Origin of the sequence: Pseudomonas fulva NBRC 16637 = DSM 17717, from assembly GCF_000730565.1 — a bacterium.
In the GTDB taxonomy this organism is placed as follows: Bacteria; Pseudomonadota; Gammaproteobacteria; order Pseudomonadales; family Pseudomonadaceae; genus Aquipseudomonas; species Aquipseudomonas fulva.
The window spans coordinates 288,506-309,599 of record NZ_BBIQ01000001.1; the positions used below are offsets into that span (position 1 = coordinate 288,506).

Annotated in this window: 13 protein-coding genes and 2 pseudogenes; 7 read left to right on the forward strand and 8 right to left on the reverse strand. The window is 56.2% G+C overall.

Translation table 11 applies throughout. The annotated features are described in order from the left end of the window. Window positions 1-148 precede the first annotated feature (148 nt). Window positions 149-961: a hypothetical protein gene (locus tag PFU01S_RS22030; RefSeq protein ID WP_033736667.1), complete on the forward strand. Its 813-nt coding sequence runs from the start codon at window positions 149-151 to the stop codon at window positions 959-961. A gap of 22 nt (window positions 962-983) precedes the next feature. Here PFU01S_RS22030 and PFU01S_RS21535 read toward each other — a convergent pair. Further along, window positions 984-1,250 (reverse strand): annotated as a pseudogene (locus PFU01S_RS21535) (IS66 family transposase); the annotation flags it as partial. 314 nt (window positions 1,251-1,564) lie between these two features. Between PFU01S_RS21535 and PFU01S_RS01375 the strand changes: the two are divergent. Both PFU01S_RS01375 and PFU01S_RS01380 read left to right on the forward strand, forming a co-directional pair. Further along, entirely contained in the window at window positions 1,565-2,278 is a 714-nt protein-coding gene (locus PFU01S_RS01375; RefSeq protein WP_028686714.1) for a hypothetical protein, read from the forward strand. A 184-nt stretch (window positions 2,279-2,462) separates the two neighbouring features. After that, the gene (locus PFU01S_RS01380; RefSeq protein WP_028686713.1) at window positions 2,463-5,690 is read left to right on the forward strand and encodes a hypothetical protein; all 3,228 of its coding nucleotides are present in this window, start codon (window positions 2,463-2,465) and stop codon (window positions 5,688-5,690) included. 574 nt (window positions 5,691-6,264) lie between these two features. Here PFU01S_RS01380 and PFU01S_RS01385 read toward each other — a convergent pair. Then, window positions 6,265-7,245 carry an Abi family protein gene (locus PFU01S_RS01385; protein WP_161780408.1) on the reverse strand — a complete coding sequence of 327 codons (981 nt, stop codon included), beginning with the start codon at window positions 7,243-7,245 and terminating at the stop codon, window positions 6,265-6,267. Window positions 7,246-8,175: 930 nt separating this feature from the next. On the opposite strand from PFU01S_RS01385, the gene PFU01S_RS01390 reads away from it, so the two are divergent. Continuing rightward, on the forward strand, window positions 8,176-9,087 hold the full coding sequence (locus PFU01S_RS01390) for a CAAX amino protease (RefSeq protein ID WP_028686711.1): 912 nt from the start codon (window positions 8,176-8,178) through the stop codon (window positions 9,085-9,087). Window positions 9,088-9,162: 75 nt separating this feature from the next. Here PFU01S_RS01390 and PFU01S_RS01395 read toward each other — a convergent pair whose 3' ends face one another. Together PFU01S_RS01395 and PFU01S_RS01400 are read right to left on the reverse strand one after the other, a co-directional pair. After that, window positions 9,163-11,643, reverse strand: coding sequence for a DEAD/DEAH box helicase (locus PFU01S_RS01395; protein WP_028686710.1), 2,481 nt, complete (start codon window positions 11,641-11,643; stop codon window positions 9,163-9,165). Further along, window positions 11,644-12,438, reverse strand: a complete 795-nt coding sequence (locus PFU01S_RS01400; protein ID WP_028686709.1) for a Hachiman antiphage defense system protein HamA — start codon at window positions 12,436-12,438, stop codon at window positions 11,644-11,646. Between the two features lie 385 nt (window positions 12,439-12,823). Between PFU01S_RS01400 and PFU01S_RS01405 the strand changes: the two are divergent. After that, window positions 12,824-13,141, forward strand: a pseudogene (locus tag PFU01S_RS01405) (thymidylate synthase); the annotation flags it as partial. Between the two features lie 144 nt (window positions 13,142-13,285). Here PFU01S_RS01405 and cadR read toward each other — a convergent pair. Continuing rightward, entirely contained in the window at window positions 13,286-13,729 is a 444-nt protein-coding gene (cadR, locus tag PFU01S_RS01410) for a Cd(II)/Pb(II)-responsive transcriptional regulator (protein WP_027913469.1), read from the reverse strand. Window positions 13,730-13,809: 80 nt separating this feature from the next. Here cadR and PFU01S_RS01415 point away from each other — a divergent pair, with 80 nt between their 5' ends. Beyond that, complete coding sequence (locus PFU01S_RS01415; RefSeq protein ID WP_028686707.1) at window positions 13,810-16,068, forward strand: heavy metal translocating P-type ATPase; 2,259 nt, start codon at window positions 13,810-13,812, stop codon at window positions 16,066-16,068. Between the two features lie 21 nt (window positions 16,069-16,089). Here PFU01S_RS01415 and PFU01S_RS01420 read toward each other — a convergent pair whose 3' ends face one another. Together PFU01S_RS01420 and PFU01S_RS01425 are read right to left on the reverse strand one after the other, a co-directional pair. Next, entirely contained in the window at window positions 16,090-17,454 is a 1,365-nt protein-coding gene (locus PFU01S_RS01420; protein WP_028686706.1) for a GTPase/DUF3482 domain-containing protein, read from the reverse strand. After that, window positions 17,447-18,838 carry a DUF2868 domain-containing protein gene (locus tag PFU01S_RS01425; RefSeq protein ID WP_033736664.1) on the reverse strand — a complete coding sequence of 464 codons (1,392 nt, stop codon included), beginning with the start codon at window positions 18,836-18,838 and terminating at the stop codon, window positions 17,447-17,449. Before PFU01S_RS01425 ends, PFU01S_RS01420 begins: the two co-directional genes overlap by 8 nt. Before the next feature lie 54 nt (window positions 18,839-18,892). Here PFU01S_RS01425 and PFU01S_RS01430 point away from each other — a divergent pair, with 54 nt between their 5' ends. After that, window positions 18,893-19,408: a dihydrofolate reductase gene (locus tag PFU01S_RS01430; RefSeq protein WP_028686704.1), complete on the forward strand. Its 516-nt coding sequence runs from the start codon at window positions 18,893-18,895 to the stop codon at window positions 19,406-19,408. A 65-nt stretch (window positions 19,409-19,473) separates the two neighbouring features. On the opposite strand, the gene PFU01S_RS01435 is transcribed toward PFU01S_RS01430, so the two are convergent. After that, window positions 19,474-20,865, reverse strand: a complete 1,392-nt coding sequence (locus PFU01S_RS01435; RefSeq protein WP_023532302.1) for an L-cystine transporter — start codon at window positions 20,863-20,865, stop codon at window positions 19,474-19,476. Window positions 20,866-21,094 lie beyond the last annotated feature (229 nt).

Here is a 21,094-nt window from a genome sequence, read left to right on the forward strand (position 1 = left end):
TCAGGTCAAGCTGCCAATATCACCCTGATTGTATTCCCGCTCCTTGGCCCCCATACCTACCGGTATAGTGGTTGGCACCATGTCATTCAAGGCGTTCAAGGCCGCATGCGGCCTCTGCTACGCAAGGTTTAGATAAAAGGAAGAGTGAATGAACCTGTCAGTTCCTTGGGGAATCTTGGCTTTCGCGGCTGGATGGTGTTGGAGAAAAGTCGAGAAGGCGCTGTTTTACAAAACGTATCTCCATTCACATCGCCGCTGGACGAGTAGGCATGGCCTTGGCTCATTTTGGGAGCCGCTTGGAGAACATCTGGAGTGCAGCGTTTACCTAGCGGAGTCCACTGATCCGCATCCTCAGGTGTCCAAAATTGCTCTGAGAGCGAAGCAAGGCATCGTCAACCGTTTTGAATGTGTGTTCGAAGGTCGAGGTATGGGGGTCAAGTACCAAGATCGGATCATCGCAGTGGATGTAGATGAGACACCCGCCGTATTCAAGTTGAACAACCAGCCAGTGTGCGAGCTTGTCGACGTGACGGATGACAGGGTGCGGTTTTCTTTGGATACCTATCGCTTTCGTTACGGCAGCATCGAATTGAGTGATGGGCGCAATATCCTCATCGCGGATGGTATGACCCAGACCTTGACACAGACGTCGACGTTCAACTCCCAGTGGTCTGAGCGCTGGGATATGCATTGGAATTTGGATGCGGTGAAGTTTGCCAAGCAGGAGCTAGAAATCTACTGGCGTTGGTTTGGCACTTTTTCCTGTTCGGGTCTGTACGTCCCCGTCGCAGATGGCGGGCCCAAATACGCTGCCTCTTGGGTGCGCGTAGGTGCCAAGGCCATTGGTTGGGTCATGAGCATCCCGTGGCTAGTAACGGCTCAGTTCTGGTTGGCGATCTGGTCGGGCATGTGGGTTCTGGATCAGGACGATCGACTGCGGTGGCGTTGGCGGAAGCCATGAGGGGTTGCAAGCGTGTAGGTTCGGCGTGTGTTGCGTTGCCAGGTTGTACAGGTCGGTGGTCAAAACCAGCTTTGTAGCCGGCGAAGTCGTCGCAAACCAGCTTCCCGTTCCAGTCGCCCAAAAAGTTACGTGCGTGTTCGCCAGCACGGCTTGGACTGAAGTCATACACCACGGCTTTGAGCGCTGAGAACGGTGTGCTGCTGTAGGCCCAGACGTAGGCTCGGTGGGTTTTCTTCTCGCCCGGCGCTGGGCTTTGAACGGTTTGGGATAAGGGCTTCGTTGGAGCATGGAAATCCTGGCGATAAGGGTGATCGCGTCCGCTTAAAAATACGCGGACACCATCGCCCTTAAAGCTGGAGTTCGGAAGGTGAGTTCGCCGGACGCTTACGCCCAATATCCATGATGAGAACGTCCAGCCGCTTGAACAGTGCAAATGGTTCAAGGTGTATGACGTCATCGAGCGGCTGGATGCCTATTTCGGTACTGGTGTCCCTTTCAAGAGGGGCTTCCGCCGCCCGGCGGCCATGCTATATGGTGGCATCCTGCCGGCATCCCAGCGTTGGAGTGGGGAACACTGCCAATTTCACAAGGATAGGTTTGGTCATGACGTACATTAACTTGCCCAGTTATCAGCAAGCGGCCATCAGCAATGTTGATGAGACAGTGCTTCGAGCAGCAGTGCGTAAGTGCCTAGATGAAGAACGAATAGGGCCGATTCTTGGCCTTGGACTAAGTGATTGTGGCCCCTATGTGGGCACCAAGCTTCATGCATTCCAACAAGCGATTGCTGAGTACGGCAAAGCCAAGGCTCATGCCAAGCGCGAACGGACTCGGCAAGCTGCGCTTCACGCTGGCAGTGACCTCGTTCATGCGTTACAGCAGATGAAGGGCCGGCTCGAAACAGAGCGCCAAGAGGGGGAGCTGTTCTTTATTGATGATCAGATCAGGGCGCCTTTTCATCTCAGCAAGCGGCTATCGGTGCCTGTGTCGTTCCGCTGGCGGGCCTCGCCATCTGCGGACTGGAAGCACGGGTACGTGACTTTCGTCTACGATTTCTCTCCTCAGCCCAATTACGCCTTTCCGCTGCCCAAGCGCAAACCCAGCGCGGCCCAGGTGGCGAGGGATCTCGAAGATAGTCGGCATCGAGAATGGGAGCGCTTGAAGGCTCAGGCGCTCTTCTCTATGAGGGAGTTCTTCCGCGATGGTGGCGACGGTGATGCTGTGCCTGAGGTGTTCGCCGTAAGGCCTAGTCCCTACGGTGGGGGCTTGAACAATTTCAGCTGCAATTTTTGGCAGGCCGAGAAGCCGGCACCCTAGATTCGAGCACACATCAGCCTCGGAGCCTGGGGTGGTGTAACGACCGTTCGCTCACTGAGTACTCGCGGACGTTCACAAGCATTGTGTACCGCACACCATCACGATGACGCGGGGGCTGCGTTGACATACGGCCAGAGCGTTGGTCGTAGCAGGGTGATGCCAATAGTCATTTCAGGAGTGGATGATGGACAAGGAACAATCGGCCACCAAAATAACTGCTCCCAAGCCTCAAGACTTTCTGCGAGCAAGACGTCCTGAGCAGTTCTCGGACTCTGTAAAGCTACAGGAGTCGACAATCGATCGCTCCATGCTGGAGTACCACTTCGAGACCCTGAACAATCGAAGCCAAGAGCTTGAGTTCGAGATATTCGTACGGAAGCTTTGCGAGCGAGAAATCTGCCCCAACCTGGTTGCCCAGACCGGCCCGACTGCGGGTGGGGACGGTAAGACCGATACCGAGACATATCCTGTAGCGAGCCAAATCGCCTTTTTCTGGGGGTTGAATGAAGCCCCCGAGTCCGAACGATGGGCCTTTGGGGTCAGCACTCAAAAAGACTGGAAGACGAAATGTAGAAAGGACGTCGAGAGCATCATGTCGACAGGGCGTGGCTACGTGCGAATTTTCTGTGTCACCAGTCGTTTCATCAAGAACAGCTCCAGAGCGTCGTTTCAGGACGAGCTTTCCGAAAAGTATGGCGTCAAGGTCACAATCCTCGATCGTACCTGGCTGCTTGATAGAACACTGCAGCCAAAGAATCAGCACCTTGCCATCGATCACCTAGGTCTTACAGGCAGCATTGAGAGCAAGATACAGACCGGCCCGTTCGACGCTGACAAGCAAATTCAGCTCACAGAGATCGAACGTCAGATCGAACAGATTGCAGATCCGGGCCGTCTGACGCTCTCTCAGGTCGACCTCTACACCAAGCGGGCCATCATTTACAAAGAGCTGGAACGTGATGCCGTTGCTGTGGAGCATCAATTCAATATCGCTGTGCGTACAGCAAAAAAGTTTGGTACCCAGAGACAGCATTTCGACGCCCTCTACCAGCTGGCATGGGCCGCGTACTGGTGGCTTGAGAATGCCGAGCTCTTTGAGGAAACCTTTGAGAAAACGCTCGCAGTGGCGCAAGGCACCGACAACGTTGAGGTGTGGGAAAAAGTCGTAACGTTGTTCAATCTGGTGGTCACCAGTTATCGAGACGATAAGTGCACCCTTGATGTGGACTTAATTGAGGCCACCATTCGAGAGAAGCTGAACTCACTTGCCAACAACGCGGACATGATAAGCGGCGCGTTGCAAGCCAAGACCTCTCTGGCGCTTCTAGATCTGCTGGCTGCGGAAAATGAGGAGCAAGCCAATAAAATCTTCCGGTCGTTGAGCGAAATCGCTGATAGTGCTCACAAGCTGATTGGCTACCCTATGGCTCGTCTCGTCAATTTACTCGAAGCACTCGACGTGGCTTTTGGAGATCTCAAGGCCTATGAAGATCTCATGGATAAGCTCATTGATGATGCCGGTGCACGGGAAAATAGCCGGATGAAGGCTGAAATGTACCTGAGGCGGGGAGCGCTGAGTAGCGACAAAAAGGACTACTATAGGGCGATCAAGTGCTTCGGTTTGTCTCTGTATGGGCTGTATAACAGTGAAAGTAAGATGGAAGTCTTCGCTGCCCTTTATATGTTGTCCCATGCATACGAGAAGCAGGGCCTGCTCTGGGCTGCGCGAGGGGCCGCGCTGATGGCGGCTTATGTGGTCACTTCTGACGCCCTGAAGGAGCAGCGAAGCAGTTATAAGCAAGCGGCTATTTACCAACGACTCATGTGGATTGAAGGTCAACTAGGTCGCGTGAGTCAGTCCTTGACTTGGTACCACTTGGCTCAACTAGTCTCTCAAACGGTGGATGAAAAGCTGTGGACAGAAAATCAGAAAATGAATTACGAGGTTTTGATTGGTCAGCTACTTCTCAATGCCAATTTTTCAGACGTTGAAAAAATAGCCTGGCTACCGGATAAACTGAACCAGCTCGACCTAGGGCTCAGTGCAGATGCGCTATTAATATCCTTAGGCCATGAAGATAAGGCGGGGCCTGAGGGTGAGGCAATTGATCTTCACCTTATGAACATGTGGCGCAGCATTGATATGGGCGCTCCCGTGGCCCCACTCGACCTCTATCTGGATCGCTGGACTACTATAAGCTCCTATATCTTGGGCTGTAAGGTGTCTGTGTCTTTTCCGGTCAAATCGCCATGCATTGAATTAGCGCAGCAATTGCTGGCTGTACTGGAGAGTTTCTGCGCACCCATGATGGCAGATCATGCGACGGCTACAGTGCCCGCCGTAGATATCGACATCTTATTGGAAGATGAGGATGGCTTCATACTTAAGCACAGCTTTGACACCGCTGCGCAGGTCACCTCTGCTGAGATCCTCTGTTCGCCGTTTAGCATTGCCAGTTTGACCGATGAACAACGAGATGCGATCAGGCAATTTTACAGTGAATTCTGTCTTCACTTTGTGTCCATTATTTGCCCTCAAATAAGCTGGTCAAAAATTGAAGCGATGCTTCGAGACGACAAGGCCTTGGAGCGAGCAGTTGTCTTCAATTGTAATATTGGATTGGACAGTTACTTCATGGGGCGTAAAGCTGTTCCAAGCATCGAGTCTCATCAGGATGCTGCCTATGAAATATACAAGCCAACTCGGCGCATAACTTGGCATGAGCATCATAATGTAGAGCCTATGGACTGGCCCTCTAAATCTGATGAGTCTGAGGGACGTCCAAAACATCCATTTCAGTTTTCGACAATGAAGCATAGAGAAATTAAAGTAGTCTCTCTCATTCAGGAGGGCCTGTGGAGTCAAGCTGGCTGGAGAGGGTTAGGTTTTCAGACATGCGAAGGCGAAATCCCGGTGCTGATCTTCGGCTTCGAAAATGCCGCTGTTGGGCATAGAATATTTGAGAACATCGCAAAAACTATCGGAGACAAAAACTCCAACCATACGTTGCGCATCGCATTGATACAGGGCATTGATAGGCAGAATCCTCCGCATTATCGCGTGGCGGTTACAAGTGATCTCGATCGATCTGAAGATAGGCCTTCGAAAGTTCAAGCGGGGTTGTCTAAGCTACTTACAATGACGCCAAACTCTTCTGAAAATATCGACAGGTTTTTGAAAGATTACGAAGTACATAAGAAGTGTCATATCGCTACTGTGAATACCAAGGGCAAGCTCGTTAGCCATTTGATAACTTCTGGTGTAGTTGTCATGTATGCATGGGAAATCGATGAAAGCGCCCAAGAGATTTCGGCTATCAAACCTGATGACGATATCTACATTCCGGCAGGCATGGAAAATCCTCCAATCAATCGTGCGCTGGCGAAGCTTCGTTCGTTTGAAGCCAGGTAGAGATGCGTCAGCTACAAGGGTTGCCCCGGTCATGTCCTCCCCCTGGCTGTCCGGGAAAGGGTGACTTGGCGGCAATGCTTGGAGGTACATGGCTGTGTTCCAGCCTCGATTCATTACGCAACGATGGCGATGGCAGCAACCTAGCCGAGGCACGTTTGCTCAGTTAGGTCAGGGCTGCGCCTGGGCGACTGCCGGTGCATTTTTTGGAGGGTGCCCTTCCAAAAGCCCTTACTAGGGATAGACACCCGGCCTCCACGTTGTGTACCATGAATGTGTAGGCGCTTGGGCTTAATCGTCAGCAGGTTAAGAGCACCACTGAAGATCCAAGGGCAATGAAGTACGTGAGAAGGCCACCCCTAAAGGGTGGCCTTTTCCTTTTCAAGATACCGAGAAAATCCAGTTCTGCCGCTGCGTCAGCGCTGCTACGCGTGAAGCTCCCCTCTTTTTGCTTCAGAGCCGCCGCTCGCAGTGCTTTACTCCCTGCCGCCCCATTCTCGTTCAAGCACCCTGGATTCGAGCATGACGGCTGATCGGGTGCGGTGAGTATAAAGGGCGGCCACATGGACGTGAGGCATCAGTGAGTGGGATAGAAATTTCCAATCACTTTCTGCTGGTGGGAGATCTGGATCGGTTTGCCACTCTTGAGTACCAGTTTCATGCCCCAGGATTTTGTCATGCTGCTGAGCTTGACGTCTGAGTGGGCGTACCCGCACTTGAAGCCGTCCAAAGCTTCCTGCGTCATCAGGTACAAAGACTTTTGATGAAACTCTGACTGTTCATGGTCACTAGCTCTGTCTTTCGACAGCCAATGGAGCGTCTGGGTGATACGGCGATAGAGCATGTTCAGCCGGGCAAGCACTTCAGCTTCAGTAGCGGGAGCCGGGTACTCTACATTGACCGTTACCCCCTTTACTTCTTTCTTTTCTTCTTTGATGTCCGGGATTTTCCACAGCGGCTCGAAATGTGCGACGCGGTTGCGCAGGGATCTGAGGGTCTCAAGGCGCGCGTAGACGGTGCCTACGTTCGTCTTGTTGTTCCAGTGTCCGGCGTTACTCGCGTATCGATGGTAAGGAAAGATAGTCGGGATGATTGTGTTCCAAGACAGGCCGAGATCCAGCAGTGGTGCCCAGAAGCCGAACGTCATGTTCGCGATCACTTGATTAGGACTGACCGGATGGAGTTTCGGGGTGTAGATGTATCGTTTTTGAGCCTTGTTCCAGTACCTGTCATGAGTGACGGCCTGAACCTTCTCCGAGCTTTTCCCGCTTAATGCAAGCACCTCGTACCAGTTGTTGGCATCAGCGCTGCCGATGATCCTGGATGGATGCTGGGCCATCGCGTACTGGCTCAGAGCGAGGTGGAAGCGATTTCTTAACGCCACTTCGACGATGCCTGTTAATCGCATGAAATTCGTGGATATAACTTCGTTCCAGCAATAGAGGCCGTACAGCTCTGTGTCGGACGCCGGATTGAAAAAACGCCGGTAGGAGGACAGTCGGGCAGCTGAAATGGAGTCCAGCGAGCTGAGTAGGTTGAGCGGCGTCGGGTTGTACATGGTTGCTTCCACTGCGATCTTCAGCGCGAGCTTAGTCGGCGTGCGTTGCTTTAAGGGCCGGCGGTTGACCCTTGAGGTTACTCGGTAATGGGTCGAGTTCGCCATCGGCATGAAGGCCAAGTACACATGTACCTGCCAAAGAAGGACGTTGCGTTTCGACAAGGTCTAACGTACAAGCCCCTAGTTAGGCCAGCCAATCAAGGCAGTTGCCTATGTCTTTCGGGAAGTAATTGCTTCTCGGGTCATTGCATGACTGGCTCTGTCGTCTATGGCTATCTTGAGTCGACGCATTGATCGATGCCGAGAGCACTCAGAAGCCACGTAGAGGTTTGGTCGCTGAAACGAAAAAGTTTGTGAAAAAATGCTCTATAGGAGGTCGGGCTTTGCCCGGCCTCCTATAGAGCGAAATTCAGTGTAACCCGATCATCTTTGTAAGTAGACTATCTGTCAATATAAAAGTCAACTTGATGAGGGTATTTACTTTATCCAACTTACCGTGCAAGCGTGGGGATCAAACTAATGTTCGAGCTTCTCGACATCGGGAAATCAGGAACGTTTGGAGGGGTTTTAGGAAGGTGCACGGCGATCGGAGGCTGTGCGGTCGGTGTCGGCAGGCGGTTTGAGAACGTCGCTGCTGCGGGCTCGAAGAGACCGGCTGGCCGTTTAGAGTAAGTAGGCCACTTGAGCCTTTATGCCGACAAGGAGCAGACGATATGTGATGGCCGCTTGGATGCAGGGGATAGAACGGGTACGTGTGTTCCAGAAACGAAAACCCCGGCTCGAGGCCGGGGCGGGTGTTTCGTGGTCTTTGCAAGGAGTCGTAAGCTTTCGCTCATTGGAGCTCAATGCCAACCGTTTTTCAATCGTACGAGCGGTTGACACTGATGTCAACCCCCTTTATACAGGCACCTGGCCAGTAGGAAGCCGAGCATGCCGCACACCGTCCAGTATAGACCCCAGCTGATCGACCACCTCATCAGCTCTCACCGGATCGCCAGCTACAGCAAGGTATTTTCGACCAGCAATGACGCTGAGCTAGTGGGGGCCTACCTGTGGAACTCGCACGTTTGTGGCGTTCTCTACCCTCTGCTCAGCGCGGCGGAGGTCACGTTGCGGAACTCGATTGACACCGTCCTGACGGCTGATCTTGGGAAATTTTGGTGGAAGGCAAAAACGCTTAAGTACAAGAGCTTTACCCCCGGAGGCCAGGTGCCCGATGCGGTTGCGAAACTGACCCAAAATTTCGGGTCAGCCTTCAATACCGCCTGGTACGAGCGCAAAAGCCGGCAGGTCAGCGGGCAGCCAGACCACCAAGAAGTCGTATCCAAAACGGAATTCTCCACATGGGAATTCGTTTTGGACAACGAATACATGGGTAACAACCTTATCTGGCCGAAGAATCTGGGGCGGGTTTTCAAGGGCCAGTGGCCAACGACTCAGGCGAGCGCCATGCTTGCCGGATGCAAGGATCAGGTTGCACTGGTAAGGAAGTTCCGAAATCGAGTGTTCCACCACGAACCCGCTTGGAAGCGTTTCAACGTCAATGATGAGCACCAAGCAGTGGCCCACCTGCACGAGAAAATTAGCAAAATCACTGAGCTGATCTCATGGATTTCGCCAGAAAAGATCGACCTCCTAGAGAAATCCGGGGTGATCCGAACGGCCTACCGTGCCTGCTCCGTAGCCGAAATCGAACGGTTCAAGTACCAGTCCAAAACGAGCACGGTTAACAGCATGGTCAAGCTCATCAAGGTTGCAGAGGCTGCAAGTGCCGGGAACGAGGTGCTGAAGATTGCAGTGTATGGAAAGCGGAAGACGGTCTATACCCTCCAGGCTGACTGATAGCTGCTCTGCTGGTTGCCCGCCCTCCCAGTATCAACTAGGCGAGCGGGCATCATCCTTCAGCTCTCTGTGGGGCTACGCCGACTGCTCTGGCACAGGTTTCAAGTTCATCTGGGCTTCAAAAATCAGCAGGTCACTTTCTTCGTTCCGTCTCATCAGCCCGATTACATGGGAGCTGACCTCGATCTCACCATTCGCATTCATGCGCACATACCGAGGATATCGATCAAGCAACAGTTCGGATAATCCGCGACTATAGCCCTCGCGAATCAATTTAATTTTTGATTCATCGTCGGTACCGTACTTCACTCGCTTGTAGAAACTAGGCTCGACGGCGCCAACTCCATTGAGGATCTCAAGGAATCTGAAGATTTTGTTGTCAAAAAAGTCATCTTCGTCTTTGAGCCTTACAATTGCGAGATTGACTCGTTCCACCTCGTTTTTTCGAGAAATTCTCACATAGTGAGCGCTATGGCTATTTCTGTACTTGGTGTCGCCCCAGCTTGACACGAATACATAGTCGGTGCCTTTCGTTTGGGGGAGATCTTCCCAGTATTTTAACGTGTGTCTGATGATTTGTTTTGTAGTGCGTTTTTTTAGTTTCCAATCTAGGAACATTGCGTAGAAGTCCAACGCTGCCTGGTTTTTTAGGCGCAGCATGTCGCTATTTTTTGTTCCAGCATGAAACTTTTCGATGAAGCAAGTCTTGATGTCGGTTAAGAGCCGGTCGGCGGTATTGATTGGCCCATTCGCCTCGAGTGATAGGCTAATGGCTTCGTCCACTTCTTCTTCTGAGGCAAATACGTCGATTTCGCTGACGCTGTTGGCGATCATTAAGCGGCCAACCTCTGTCTTTACATATTTGCATTCTTCGCCAGTGACAACGCCTGGCTGAAGGTTTTCAAGCCTAGATACGGCGTCCTTGTGGCGAAGGGCGGCCTTGTCATCACTTATATCTGCTGCTTGGAGGAGAACATTGTTGACCGTGTCTTCGTCTTCCTGCGCGACGTTTACGGAATTTTCGTAGAACGTCTTGAGGTTCGCTCTCTTATGGGTGTACTCATCAACCCCCAAAAGGTAAATGCTGGATTCAAGTTTTTGCAGTGCAGAGCCTGCCTTGGGGTCAAATACCTCACTAAATCTGTTTACCCGTCCAATCAAATTTTTGAACTGTGATGACGTCAGATTTCCTCTTCCTTTGGAATAGTCAAATATAAACAATCGTTCAATTGGTAAGTTTACTCCTTCAAGCAACGTTGAGTTGCATACCAAGTATTTCATTGCCTTGGACTTATTGAACAGATTTTCAAGATAAAGACGGATGGTATCTGGGATTGATCCGTGATGGTACATCACACCCTTTCGTAAGCAGGCGATTAGCCGATAGCGTTTGTCGAACGTTTCCTCGAGTTCGTCGCAAGCTGTTTGAACCAGCGGGCACTCAATATTTGGCAAGCCCTCGGCTAGTTCTAGCGCAAACTGCTCGATCCGTTTCTTGGTGTTTCCGTAGATAATGTTCTTGGCTAAAGATTCATTTTTAATAAGGTCAAAACAATTCTCGTGTTTGCGATCTATGTCAATCCAGTGGTTAAGGAAATGATCATAAAGTTTAAGCTTCCCATCATCTTTTCCGGTTCTGAAGTCTCTAACAAGGAAGCGTTCAGATTTAATGTACTCATTGATCCTGAATCCCTTAGGTGTCATGTCCAAGTACCGAACGCGGACGTTAAGCTCGTTGCATAGGAATGGCGTAAGGAACTTGAAAGACGTGAAGGGGTTTCGAGCGCCCAATATACATAGCATGGTGGCCAATAGTTCGTTGCGACTATCGCCTTGGAGAAGGTTGTGCGCCTCGTCCACGAACACCATGTCGAAATTTAAATAACTATGCTCGTTAAGCAATCGATTCAGTCGTTCTTGGGTCAGTACAAAAACACGGCAGTCTCGCTCAGGAGAGTACATCTCGGGGTGTGTTATGACTTTGCCCATGTCCTTGATATCAGCATAAATCAACCGCTTCTTTGTTTGGGCTAGTAAGGCTTTTGACGGTACAAGAATGAGTACACGTTTTTCAGGATTGTCTCTAACGGACTTAATGATCAGTTCTGATTTGCCGTAAGAGGTCGGTGCTACTACAACTGAAGAGTTTTCATACTCGTCTTGTACGAAAGTTCTTAGGATGTCCTGCTGCTCTGTGAGCACCATGCCTTGATCGCGGAAGGTATCCACATAGCTGCTTACGATATTCTGAATAAATGATTTACTCAGCCGCTCATCTTGCTCAAGCTTTTTTCCTATAACGGCAGAGACTGGAAGTAGCCCGCTATTTACGGCTACGTCGTAAAGAGGCTCGTATCGACCAGTTAAATTTCCATAAAATAGGGTAATTCGATAGCCTAGACGCTTTATCTCAGCTGCGCTGTGATTAAGTAGCAGTACGGCGATGGCCAGAAGTTTAACGGTTTCGCTGTCGGACAAGTCGCGTCCGCGTAGAAGATCCATGTAGATGTCTTTGAAGCGAGTCTTTGCCAGCTCCTTTATGGTAAGTTCTTGCATTTAGCATCCTGCCTCTGTGCGGAGGAAATCTTCGAGCTTCAGAAGAGTTCCTTTCTGTAGCGATAGCACCAAAACGGTTTTGAATATCGGGTTGGTTATCAGCTTGTTTGTAAAGTCTTCGACTGTTGTTTCTTCTACTTTGCAGGTCGCATCGTTAAATAGTGCAGATACCAGGACGACGTTATTGTCTGAGGCCACAGCAGTGTCCAGGTACGCGTTGTCACCTTCGACACCTAGGATCTCAAGAACTGATTCTTTATAGTCTTTACTGTCGTTGATTGACTTTTGGGCGGCATTAATCGCGTTGTGCCAATGGTTCGTTTCAGCCTCGGCGAGCCGGCCCTTTAGGTCATCTCGCGCCTTAGCAAGCAACCCTCTGGTGGCTGCGCACGAAGTTTTAGTGCCTGCACCACCCGACTTCACCTCGGTGATCCAAACTTCGTTAGATGCGGATTCGTAAAGGACGAGATCAAAGCCCTTCCGGATGCTTTTTTCTTCCATATTGAAGAAGGGGGATACGACATCGAAGTTATCGAGCTTTTTGAGAATGATCACGTGTGCCAGGAGTTCTCCGAGCATCCCGATTCGTGTCTTCTCATCTTTAGTCGAGTAGCGATCCCAGAAGGATTTAAGGGTGGCCGCATACTTGAACATGAGCATGCTACGGCTGGCGAAATCGGCTCCGTGGCAGATTCGCGTTAGGTTGTCCCGAAGAGCGGTCTTGAGCTCATCTGAGAAATTCTCAACGCAGCACAATGCGTACTGACCGGCTTGCTTGAAGATTACGCCATCCATAACACGATCTTTCCAAAGGGGCCGCAGCCTTTGCTTTCCCCATCGCCGGAGGCGACAGGATTCGAGGATCTGGCAGCCAGGAATCAGCTCTTCGGTGAGCGTCTGCGCTCGCGATAAAAGAGGCAATTCACGGCAATCAATGCCATAGAGGCACTGTGCCATTTCGTCGCGAGTATAGCGATAGGGATAGGGCAGGAGGCTGTAGCTCCCACAAACGCTGGTTGGCCGTTAGGCCCCGTAAACACTGGGCTTGAGCCAAATGTGATTGCTGCACATGTGTCTTGCTATTCTTGTCGTACTGTGCGATATTTGTTTTGCACACAAGCACATACCGTGTTAAAGCTAGAATCTACGGTGAAATGTGCATATAAAGTGTCGGAAGAATTTTTTGGGTACGCCATTCAACCTCACCGAAGGGGCGGCATTGCTGGCGCTGTTCGGTCGGCTGACCGGCTATACCCCGCGCTGGTTCACCTATTTCATCGGCGATGCCCATGTGTACGAGAACCATCTTGACATGCTCAACGAGCAGCTCAAGCGCGAGCCGCTGGAAGCGCCGAAGCTGGTGATCAGAGATAGGGTGCCGGCGTTCGCCGAGACGGGCAAGTACGAGCCGCAGTGGCTTGAACAGATCGAGCCGAGTGATTTCTGGCTCGAAGGGTATGAACATCATGCCCCGATGACGGCTCCGATGGCGGTTTGAAGGTGGCGCCTTCATACCCCCGGTGAACGATCCCGGGAGCGGTCTTGCCGGCGCCCCGGCAAGGCCGCCCCGAAATTCGCTAGCCTTCAGATGCGGCGCAAGACAGTTGTTCTGGCAGGGTGACCGACAGGCTGGTCACGCCCACTAATGCCCATGGCTACGTCCAACATGTGAATGCTCGATATCCGGCACCGTCACCGCGCCGTTGGTTTCCAGCTGCTGCAAAATCGCGCATTGCGCGCCTTCTTCGCTACACCGTCTTCGCAAATCCATCAGTTGCGCCTGTAACGCCACCAATCCATCGAGCCGGGCCTGGACGTGCTCGATATGCTCGTCGATCAAGGCATTCACGCTGCCGCACGAGGCCTGGGGGCTGTCACGCAGCTGCAGCAGGCTGCGGATTTCATCCAGCGTCATGTCCAGCGTGCGGCAGTTGCGGATGAATGTCAGGCGCTCGACATGCGCTTGCGTATACATCCGGTAGTTGCCCTCGCTGCGCGCAGGCTCTGGCAGAAGCTTCTCGCGTTCGTAATAACGAATGGTCTCGACAGCGCAGTCCGTCGCCTTGGCAAGGTCGCCGATCTTCATGTTGGAAACTCCAGGCATTCGCTTGACCCTATAGTGGCTACAGGGTGTTCACTTGGCAACAGGCTCAATAAGGATGACCCATGAACAAGTCTGTCAGCCCCGAACACTCGCATCATCATGAGCACAATCATGACCATGCCCATGACGGCGTGGGCCATGGCGATCAGGGTCATGCCTGTTGCAGCACGCAGGCGGCGCCTGCTCATGTGCAGTTGACGTCCCGGCCCAGCAAGCAGGCTCTGCTCAGCCGTTTTCGGATCGAAGCCATGGATTGCCCGACCGAGCAGACGCTGATCCAGGACAAGCTGGGTAAGATGGCCGGCATCGAGGCCCTGGAGTTCAACCTCATCAGCCGCGTTCTTGGGGTCAGGCACACGCTCGATGGCACGTCCGACATCGAACGGGCCATCGACAGCCTGGGGATGAAAGCCGAGCCGCTCGTGGGGGATGCCGATAGCGCTGCCGCGCCAGCGCCGCCGCCCAGACAGGCTTGGTGGCCACTTGCGCTGTCCGGTCTGGCAGCCCTGGGCGCCGAAGTCGTGCACTTCGCCCAGCTCGCACCGCAGTGGGTGGTGGCCGCGCTGGCACTGGCGGCGATCCTGGGTTGTGGTCTGGGTACCTACAAGAAAGGCTGGATCGCGCTAAAAAACCGAAACCTCAACATCAATGCCCTGATGAGCATCGCGGTCACCGGTGCGCTGCTGATCGGCCAATGGCCGGAAGCAGCCATGGTGATGGTGCTCTTTACCGTGGCCGAACTGATCGAGGCCCGCTCGCTGGACCGTGCACGCAATGCCATTGGCGGGCTCATGCAGCTGGCGCCGGACATGGCAACCGTGCAACAGGCCGATGGCCAGTGGCGCGAAGTGGACGTGCGTGAAGTCGCTGTCGGCGCAACGATGCGAGTACGGCCAGGCGAGCGGATCGGGCTCGATGGCCAAGTGATCAGCGGGCAGTCCAGCGTCGATCAGTCACCGATCACGGGTGAAAGCCTGCCGGTGGAGAAGGTCCAGGGCGACAAGGTCTTCGCCGGTACCATCAACCAGGCAGGCGCACTGGAAATCCAAGCCACCGCAGTAGCTGGTCAGTCCACGCTGGCGCGCATCATCAAGGCCGTCGAGCAGGCGCAAGGGGCGCGGGCGCCAACCCAGCGCTTCGTCGACCGGTTTTCGCGGATCTATACGCCGGCAGTGCTGGCCCTGGCGTTGGCCGTGGCGATCATCCCGCCGCTCCTGCTGAACGGCACGTGGTTCGACTGGGTGTATCGCGCGCTTGTGCTGCTGGTAGTGGCATGCCCCTGTGCACTGGTGATCTCGACCCCCGTCACCATCGTCAGTGGCCTGGCGGCGGCAGCGCGCAAAGGCATCCTGATCAAGGGCGGGGTGTACCTCGAGGGCGGGCGCCACCTGGACTTCCTGGCCCTGGACAAGACCGGCACGATCACCCACGGCAAGCCGGTCCAGACAGACTTCAAAGCCCTGCAACCGGCGTTCGAGCATCGTGCGCAGGCCCTGGCATCGAGCCTGGGTGCACGCTCCGATCACCCCGTGTCCCGAGCGATAGCCCAGTTCGGCCAGGACAACGACCTGCCCCACCTTGAGGTCCGGGATTTCACCGCGCTGGCGGGCCGTGGCGTGCGTGGCAACCTTGAGGGTGAGGTGTTGCATCTGGGCAACCATCGTCTGGTCGAGGAGCTGGGATTGTGTTCACCAGAACTGGAGGCCCAGCTGGATGCCTTGGAACAGCAGGGCAAGACAGTGGTGTTGCTGCTCAACGCATCAGGCCCCCTGGCATTGTTTGCAGTGGCCGATACCGTCAAGGAAAGCAGCCGGCAAGCCATTGCCGAGCTTCATGCGCTGGGCATCCAGACGGCCATGCTGACCGGCGACAACCCGCACACCGCTGCGGCTATCGCGCGTACAGTAGGCATTGATCGGGCCGAAGGTAACCTTCTGCCAGCCGACAAGCTCAGTAGTATCCAGGCGCTGTACGACCAAGGTCATCGCGTTGGCATGGTCGGGGACGGCATCAACGACGCACCAGCGCTGGCCCGGGCCGAAATCGGCTTCGCCATGGCGGCGGCTGGCACCGATACCGCCATCGAAACGGCCGATGTGGCGCTGATGGACGACGACTTGCGCAAGATCCCTGCGTTCATCAGGCTGTCGCGGCATACCGCAGCGATCCTCAAGCAAAACATCGTGCTGGCCTTGGCGATCAAGGCGATCTTCCTGGGCATAACGTTCGCCGGGCTGGCCACCATGTGGATGGCCGTATTCGCCGACATGGGCGTTAGCCTGCTGGTGGTGTTCAACGGCCTGCGCTTGTTGCGCAAGTGACCGCCGACTCAAAGGCCAGGCCTAGAGCTGCTGCACCAGCGATTCGAGCTGCTCCTGGCGCTGGGCCTGGTTCGGTTTAGCACCGGGATTGAGCGTGGACCATTGTGGATGCGCGCGAGCCCGCACCAGCGGTTCGGGCAGCTTGCCCTGACGCCAGGTCTTTTCATCCAGCTGGCCCAGGCGAATACTGTCCTGAGCGGCGTGCCCACGGTGGTCCAGTGCCACCATCAGTTGTTGCTGACGCAGGGCCAGCAAGCGCAGGACGGTATCGTCGACGGTGAGCTCGCGTTTGCCCTTGAGCTTGCCCATCAGGCGCGCGCCATAGCCGCGAGCCGTCTGCAGGGCACCGCCGGCGATGGCCCCGGCCAATGCTGCGACCCCCAGGGTCAGCCCACCTGCCAGCAGGTCCACCCCGGCACCGGCCGCCGCGCCTGCCGCCACTCCGCCGCCTACCCGCACCCCAAGCTGCTTCAGGGTCTCAGGATTGAACAGATCGTCTCCCCAGCGCCCGTCCAGCAACGGCAGGTCACTGGCGTGCGCATCGTCGCGCCGGAACGCATAGAGCTTGAGCAGGGCCTCCACGCAGCGCTGTTCACGCTGGCGCACGGCCTGGTGAAGCGCCTCGATGGCCTGTGCCTGGGCAGACGGTTCACCTTCCACGCTGCGCCGACAAGCGGCGCAGTCCAGCAGCAATTCGGCGATCAGACGCTTGCCGCCTTGCTGACGAGCTACCCGTTGGGCCTGCTGATCATCGATCAGGCGCTGCAAGCTGGGGCGCGCCTCCTCCAGCAGCAGGGCCAGGCTCTCGTACAGGCGGCGCTCGCCATCTTCTGGCGGGGCCACGCTGTCGAATTTCACCAATGCATGAAGCCCAAGCCGGGCGAGTGCTTCACGCCACTGCGGTTCGCGATGCGGATGGCTGGAAACGAAGTTAAGCACCGGTAGAAGTGGCTTGCCGCAGCTTGCCAGCACGTCGAGTTCGTCACGGTACTTGGCCAGCACCGGCTCGCGGGCGTCGATGACATAGAGCCCGGCGTCGCTGGCCAGCAGCTGGCGCAGCACCTTGGCCTCCTGCTCGAAGCGCTGGCGGGCCTCGCTGCCCTGAAGAAACCGCTCCAGCCGCGCCGGGCCATCCAGGCGCTCGCCAGGGCGCTCAAGGCGTTCGAGGTAGTCGAGCAGGGCAATTGCGTCTTCCAGTCCCGGTGTGTCGTAGAGCTCCAGCAGAGGCTGCCCGTCCACGGACAAGCGAGCGCCTTCCACATGGCGTGTGGTGCTGGGACGATGCGAGACCTCCCCGAAACCGACGTCGCGCGTGAGGGTGCGTAGCAGCGAGGTCTTGCCCACGTTGGTGTGGCCTACCACGGCCAGCTTCAAGGGCTCAGTCATGAGCGTGCTCCAACCAGGCCAGCGGTAGGGTGTCGGCATAGGGAAGCCCCAGGCGATCCAGGGCTTCACACCAGTCATTCAGGCGCCGCTCATCGCGAGGCTGATCAGCGGCGGCAGGCAACAGCCAGATGCGCGTACTTCCGGCATTGCGCGCCAGCTCGGCGAGCAAGGCCAGGCTGCCGCGATCCGGCGAGCGCTCAGGGTCAAGGGCAATGGCCAGGCGTGCGGGTGGAAAACGCCCCAGTTGTTCGAGCAGACGATGCCGCGACTCCCGGCTGTCCAGTACGCCGGCATCGGCGACGTTGGCGGGCAATGACGGCGGCCAGGGGCGCTGATCGTCCAGCTCGACGCCAACCAGCAGTGCGCCGGCATTTTCGATGAGTGACGGCTCGGCCTTGAACTGCGGCAGTGTGTCGGGTGCATCGTCTTGGACGCCCAGGCGCTCGCTGTTGGGCATCAGCCTGTCGCGCAGCGGCATGTAGCCTGGCAAGTTCGTGTCCAGCGCCAAATGTTCGCGCCCTTGCCGCCAGCGCCACAGGCACACGCCGGCCAAGAGCAGGCGCGGCAGCACGCCATAGACCAACACCACGCCCAGCAGCCAGCTGGCCCATGCCTGGCGCGTCATGGCCAGGGCCGGCGCGGTGTCGCCGCTGGCACGGATCATGGCCGGGTCAGGCACCGCAAAGCCCAGCAGCGCGGGCAGGGCGCCCAGGGCCTGGGTCATGGCGATGAAGGGTTCGGCCGCCAACAACGTGGTTTCCCAGACGAAGCCATAGCGCCGGGTGGCCAGCAATGTCAGCAGCACACCTACCGCGCTCAGCATGGCCACCAGCCACAGGCTGTGGACCAGCAAACCCAGCAACCAACGGCCCAGGCGTTGGCGCCCCAGCAGCACTAGCAAGGCCGGCGCCAGGTGGGCGGCACGGGCGTCGCGGGCCAAGCGTTCGCTCAACCACAGCCAAAGCCGCCCCAGCAGCGCGCCGTGCTCACCGCTCAGGAACAAGCCGATCAGCCAGCCCAGCAGCATGACCAGGTTCAGCCCCAGCAGGCTGCCCAGCGCCCAGAAGACATTCACCGGCCGCTGCCCGTCACCCAGGGCGGCCAACGCCAGGCCCCCGCCACTGAGCACCGCCATCACCAGCATCGCCAACAGCGCCAGGCGCGCCCCTTGCTTCCAGCGCCACAACGCGGCGGTCATGCCGTCGCGTTCGGCCAACAGCAGCGCACGGGTCTCGATGCGCAAGGCCAGGCTGCCGCCTTGCTGGCGAGCACGGCGGTTGGCTTCCTGATCCTCGAGGGGGCCGGCATGTTCCTCGCGCAGGCGTATCGCCTCGGTGAGCCAGCGCTTGTCCAGCAAAGAAGGTGCAGTCACAGGGTCTTCCATTGCACAGGTCGTGGCAGCAGCATAACTCACCCGTGCGGTGCTATTCTCGCTGGCATGAACACATTACTGCCCCTGAGCCTGATCGTGGCCTGCGCCGAAAACCGCGTGATAGGCATCGACAATTCCATGCCCTGGCATTTGCCGGGGGACTTCAAGTACTTCAAGGCCACCACCTTGGGCAAGCCCATCATCATGGGCCGCAAGACCTGGGACTCGCTGGGAAGGCCGCTGCCTGGGCGGTTGAACATCGTGGTCAGCAGGCAGCCCGGGCTGGAACTGGCCGGTGCCGAGGTTTTCGCTTCACTGGAAGAGGCGCTGGTGCGGGCCGATCAGTGGGCGCGCGAGCAAGGTGTCGACGAACTGATGCTGATCGGTGGGGCGCAGCTCTACGGGCAGGCGCTCGAGCAAGGGCTCGTCAGCCGCCTGTACGTGACACGGGTCGAGCTGTCGCCGCTGGGCGATGCCTGGTTCCCGGATTTCGATCGCAAGCAGTGGACGCTCACGTCCAGCCAGGCGCAGGCTGAGGAAGGCAAGCCGCGGTATCACTTCGAGGTGTGGGACAAGGCCTGAACGCCTGAACGCCTGAACGCCTGTTGCGCCAGGAAGGGAGCCGCGCTGTGCGGCCCCATCTGCACTCAGGTATGGCTCAATTCTGCGTGTTCATCATCGGCCAGTACCTGCTTGTCGGTTTCCTTGAGCAGCTGGCTGGTTACCACGCCTGCCGTCATCGAACCGTTCACGTTCAACGCCGTACGGCCCATGTCGATCAACGGCTCTACCGAAATCAGCAGTGCCACCAGCTCCACCGGCAAGCCCATGGCCGGCAGCACGATCAGCGCGGCGAAGGTGGCGCCGCCGCCAACCCCGGCCACCCCGGCTGAACTGAGCGTGACGATGGCCACCAAGGTGGCGATCCACAGCGGGTCGAAGGTATCGATGCCAACCGCTGGCGCGACCATCACTGCCAGCATGGCAGGATAGAGCCCGGCACAGCCATTCTGGCCGATGGTGGTCCCGAACGAGGCGCTGAAGCTGGCGATCGACTGCGGCACGCCCAGCCGGCGCGTCTGGGCCTCGATGTTCAGCGGGATACTGGCAGCGCTCGAACGGCTGGTGAAGGCGAAGGTCAGCACCGGCCACACCTTGCGGAAGAAGCGCAGCGGGCTGACCCCGATTGCCGCCAGGATGAGGGCGTGAACCACGAACATCAGCGCCAGGCCCAGGTAGGACACGACCACGAAGCTGCCCAGCTTGAGGATGTCTTCCATGTTCGAGCTGGCCACCACCTTGGTCATCAACGCCAGCACGCCGTAAGGGGTGAGTTTCATGACCACGCGCACCAGACGCATTACCCAGGCTTGCAAGGTATCGATGGCCGACAGTGCACGCTGACCCTTCTCGGCGTCGTCCCTGATCAACTGCAAGGCGGCCAGGCCGACGAAAACGGCAAAGATGACCACGCTGATGATCGATGTCGGCTTGGCCCGCGCGAGGTCGCCGACCGGGTTGCTGGGGATGAACGAGAGCAGCAGTTGCGGGATGTTGAGGTCGGCGACCTTGCCTGCATAGTCGCTGTGGATCACCTGCATGCGTGCGCTCTCCTGGGCGCCTGCCACCAAGCCTTCGGCACTGAGGCCAAAGAGGTTGGTCAGCAGGATGCCGATCAGGGCAGCGATCGCCGTGGTCAGCAGCAGCGTGCCGATGCTCAGGACGCTGATACGCCCCAGGGAAGAAGCATTGTGAAGACGCGCCACAGCACTGAGGATGGAGGCGAAAATCAGCGGCATGACGATCATCTGCAACAGGCCTACGTAGCCGTTGCCGACCAGGTCCAGCCAGGTGATGGTGGTCTTGAGCACGGGGTGCCCTGCGCCATAGATCGTGTGCAGTACCAGGCCGAAGCCCACGCCCAGTGCCAGGCCCAGCAGCACTTTCTTGGCCAGGCTCCAATCGGTATGACGGGTCTGCGCCAGCCCCAGCAACAAGGCCAGGAACGCCAGCAGGTTAAGCAGCAGTGGCAGGTTCATTAAAGCTCCGGAAACGAGAGGATGAGTCGCCGCCTCTATGTGCGATTGCGAGTGGAAATGCTAACAGCCTGAAAACAAAGGAATTTATACCCAAATGGAATTTGTATAGTCGTAAATGGAATATCGAGACGTCGCGGATTGCAATGAACACGGCGTTTACGGGGGCATAAAGGTCGCAATCGAGCGTGACCGACGGGTCTCACTCGACTAGCGTCTGTCAGTCGTCTCA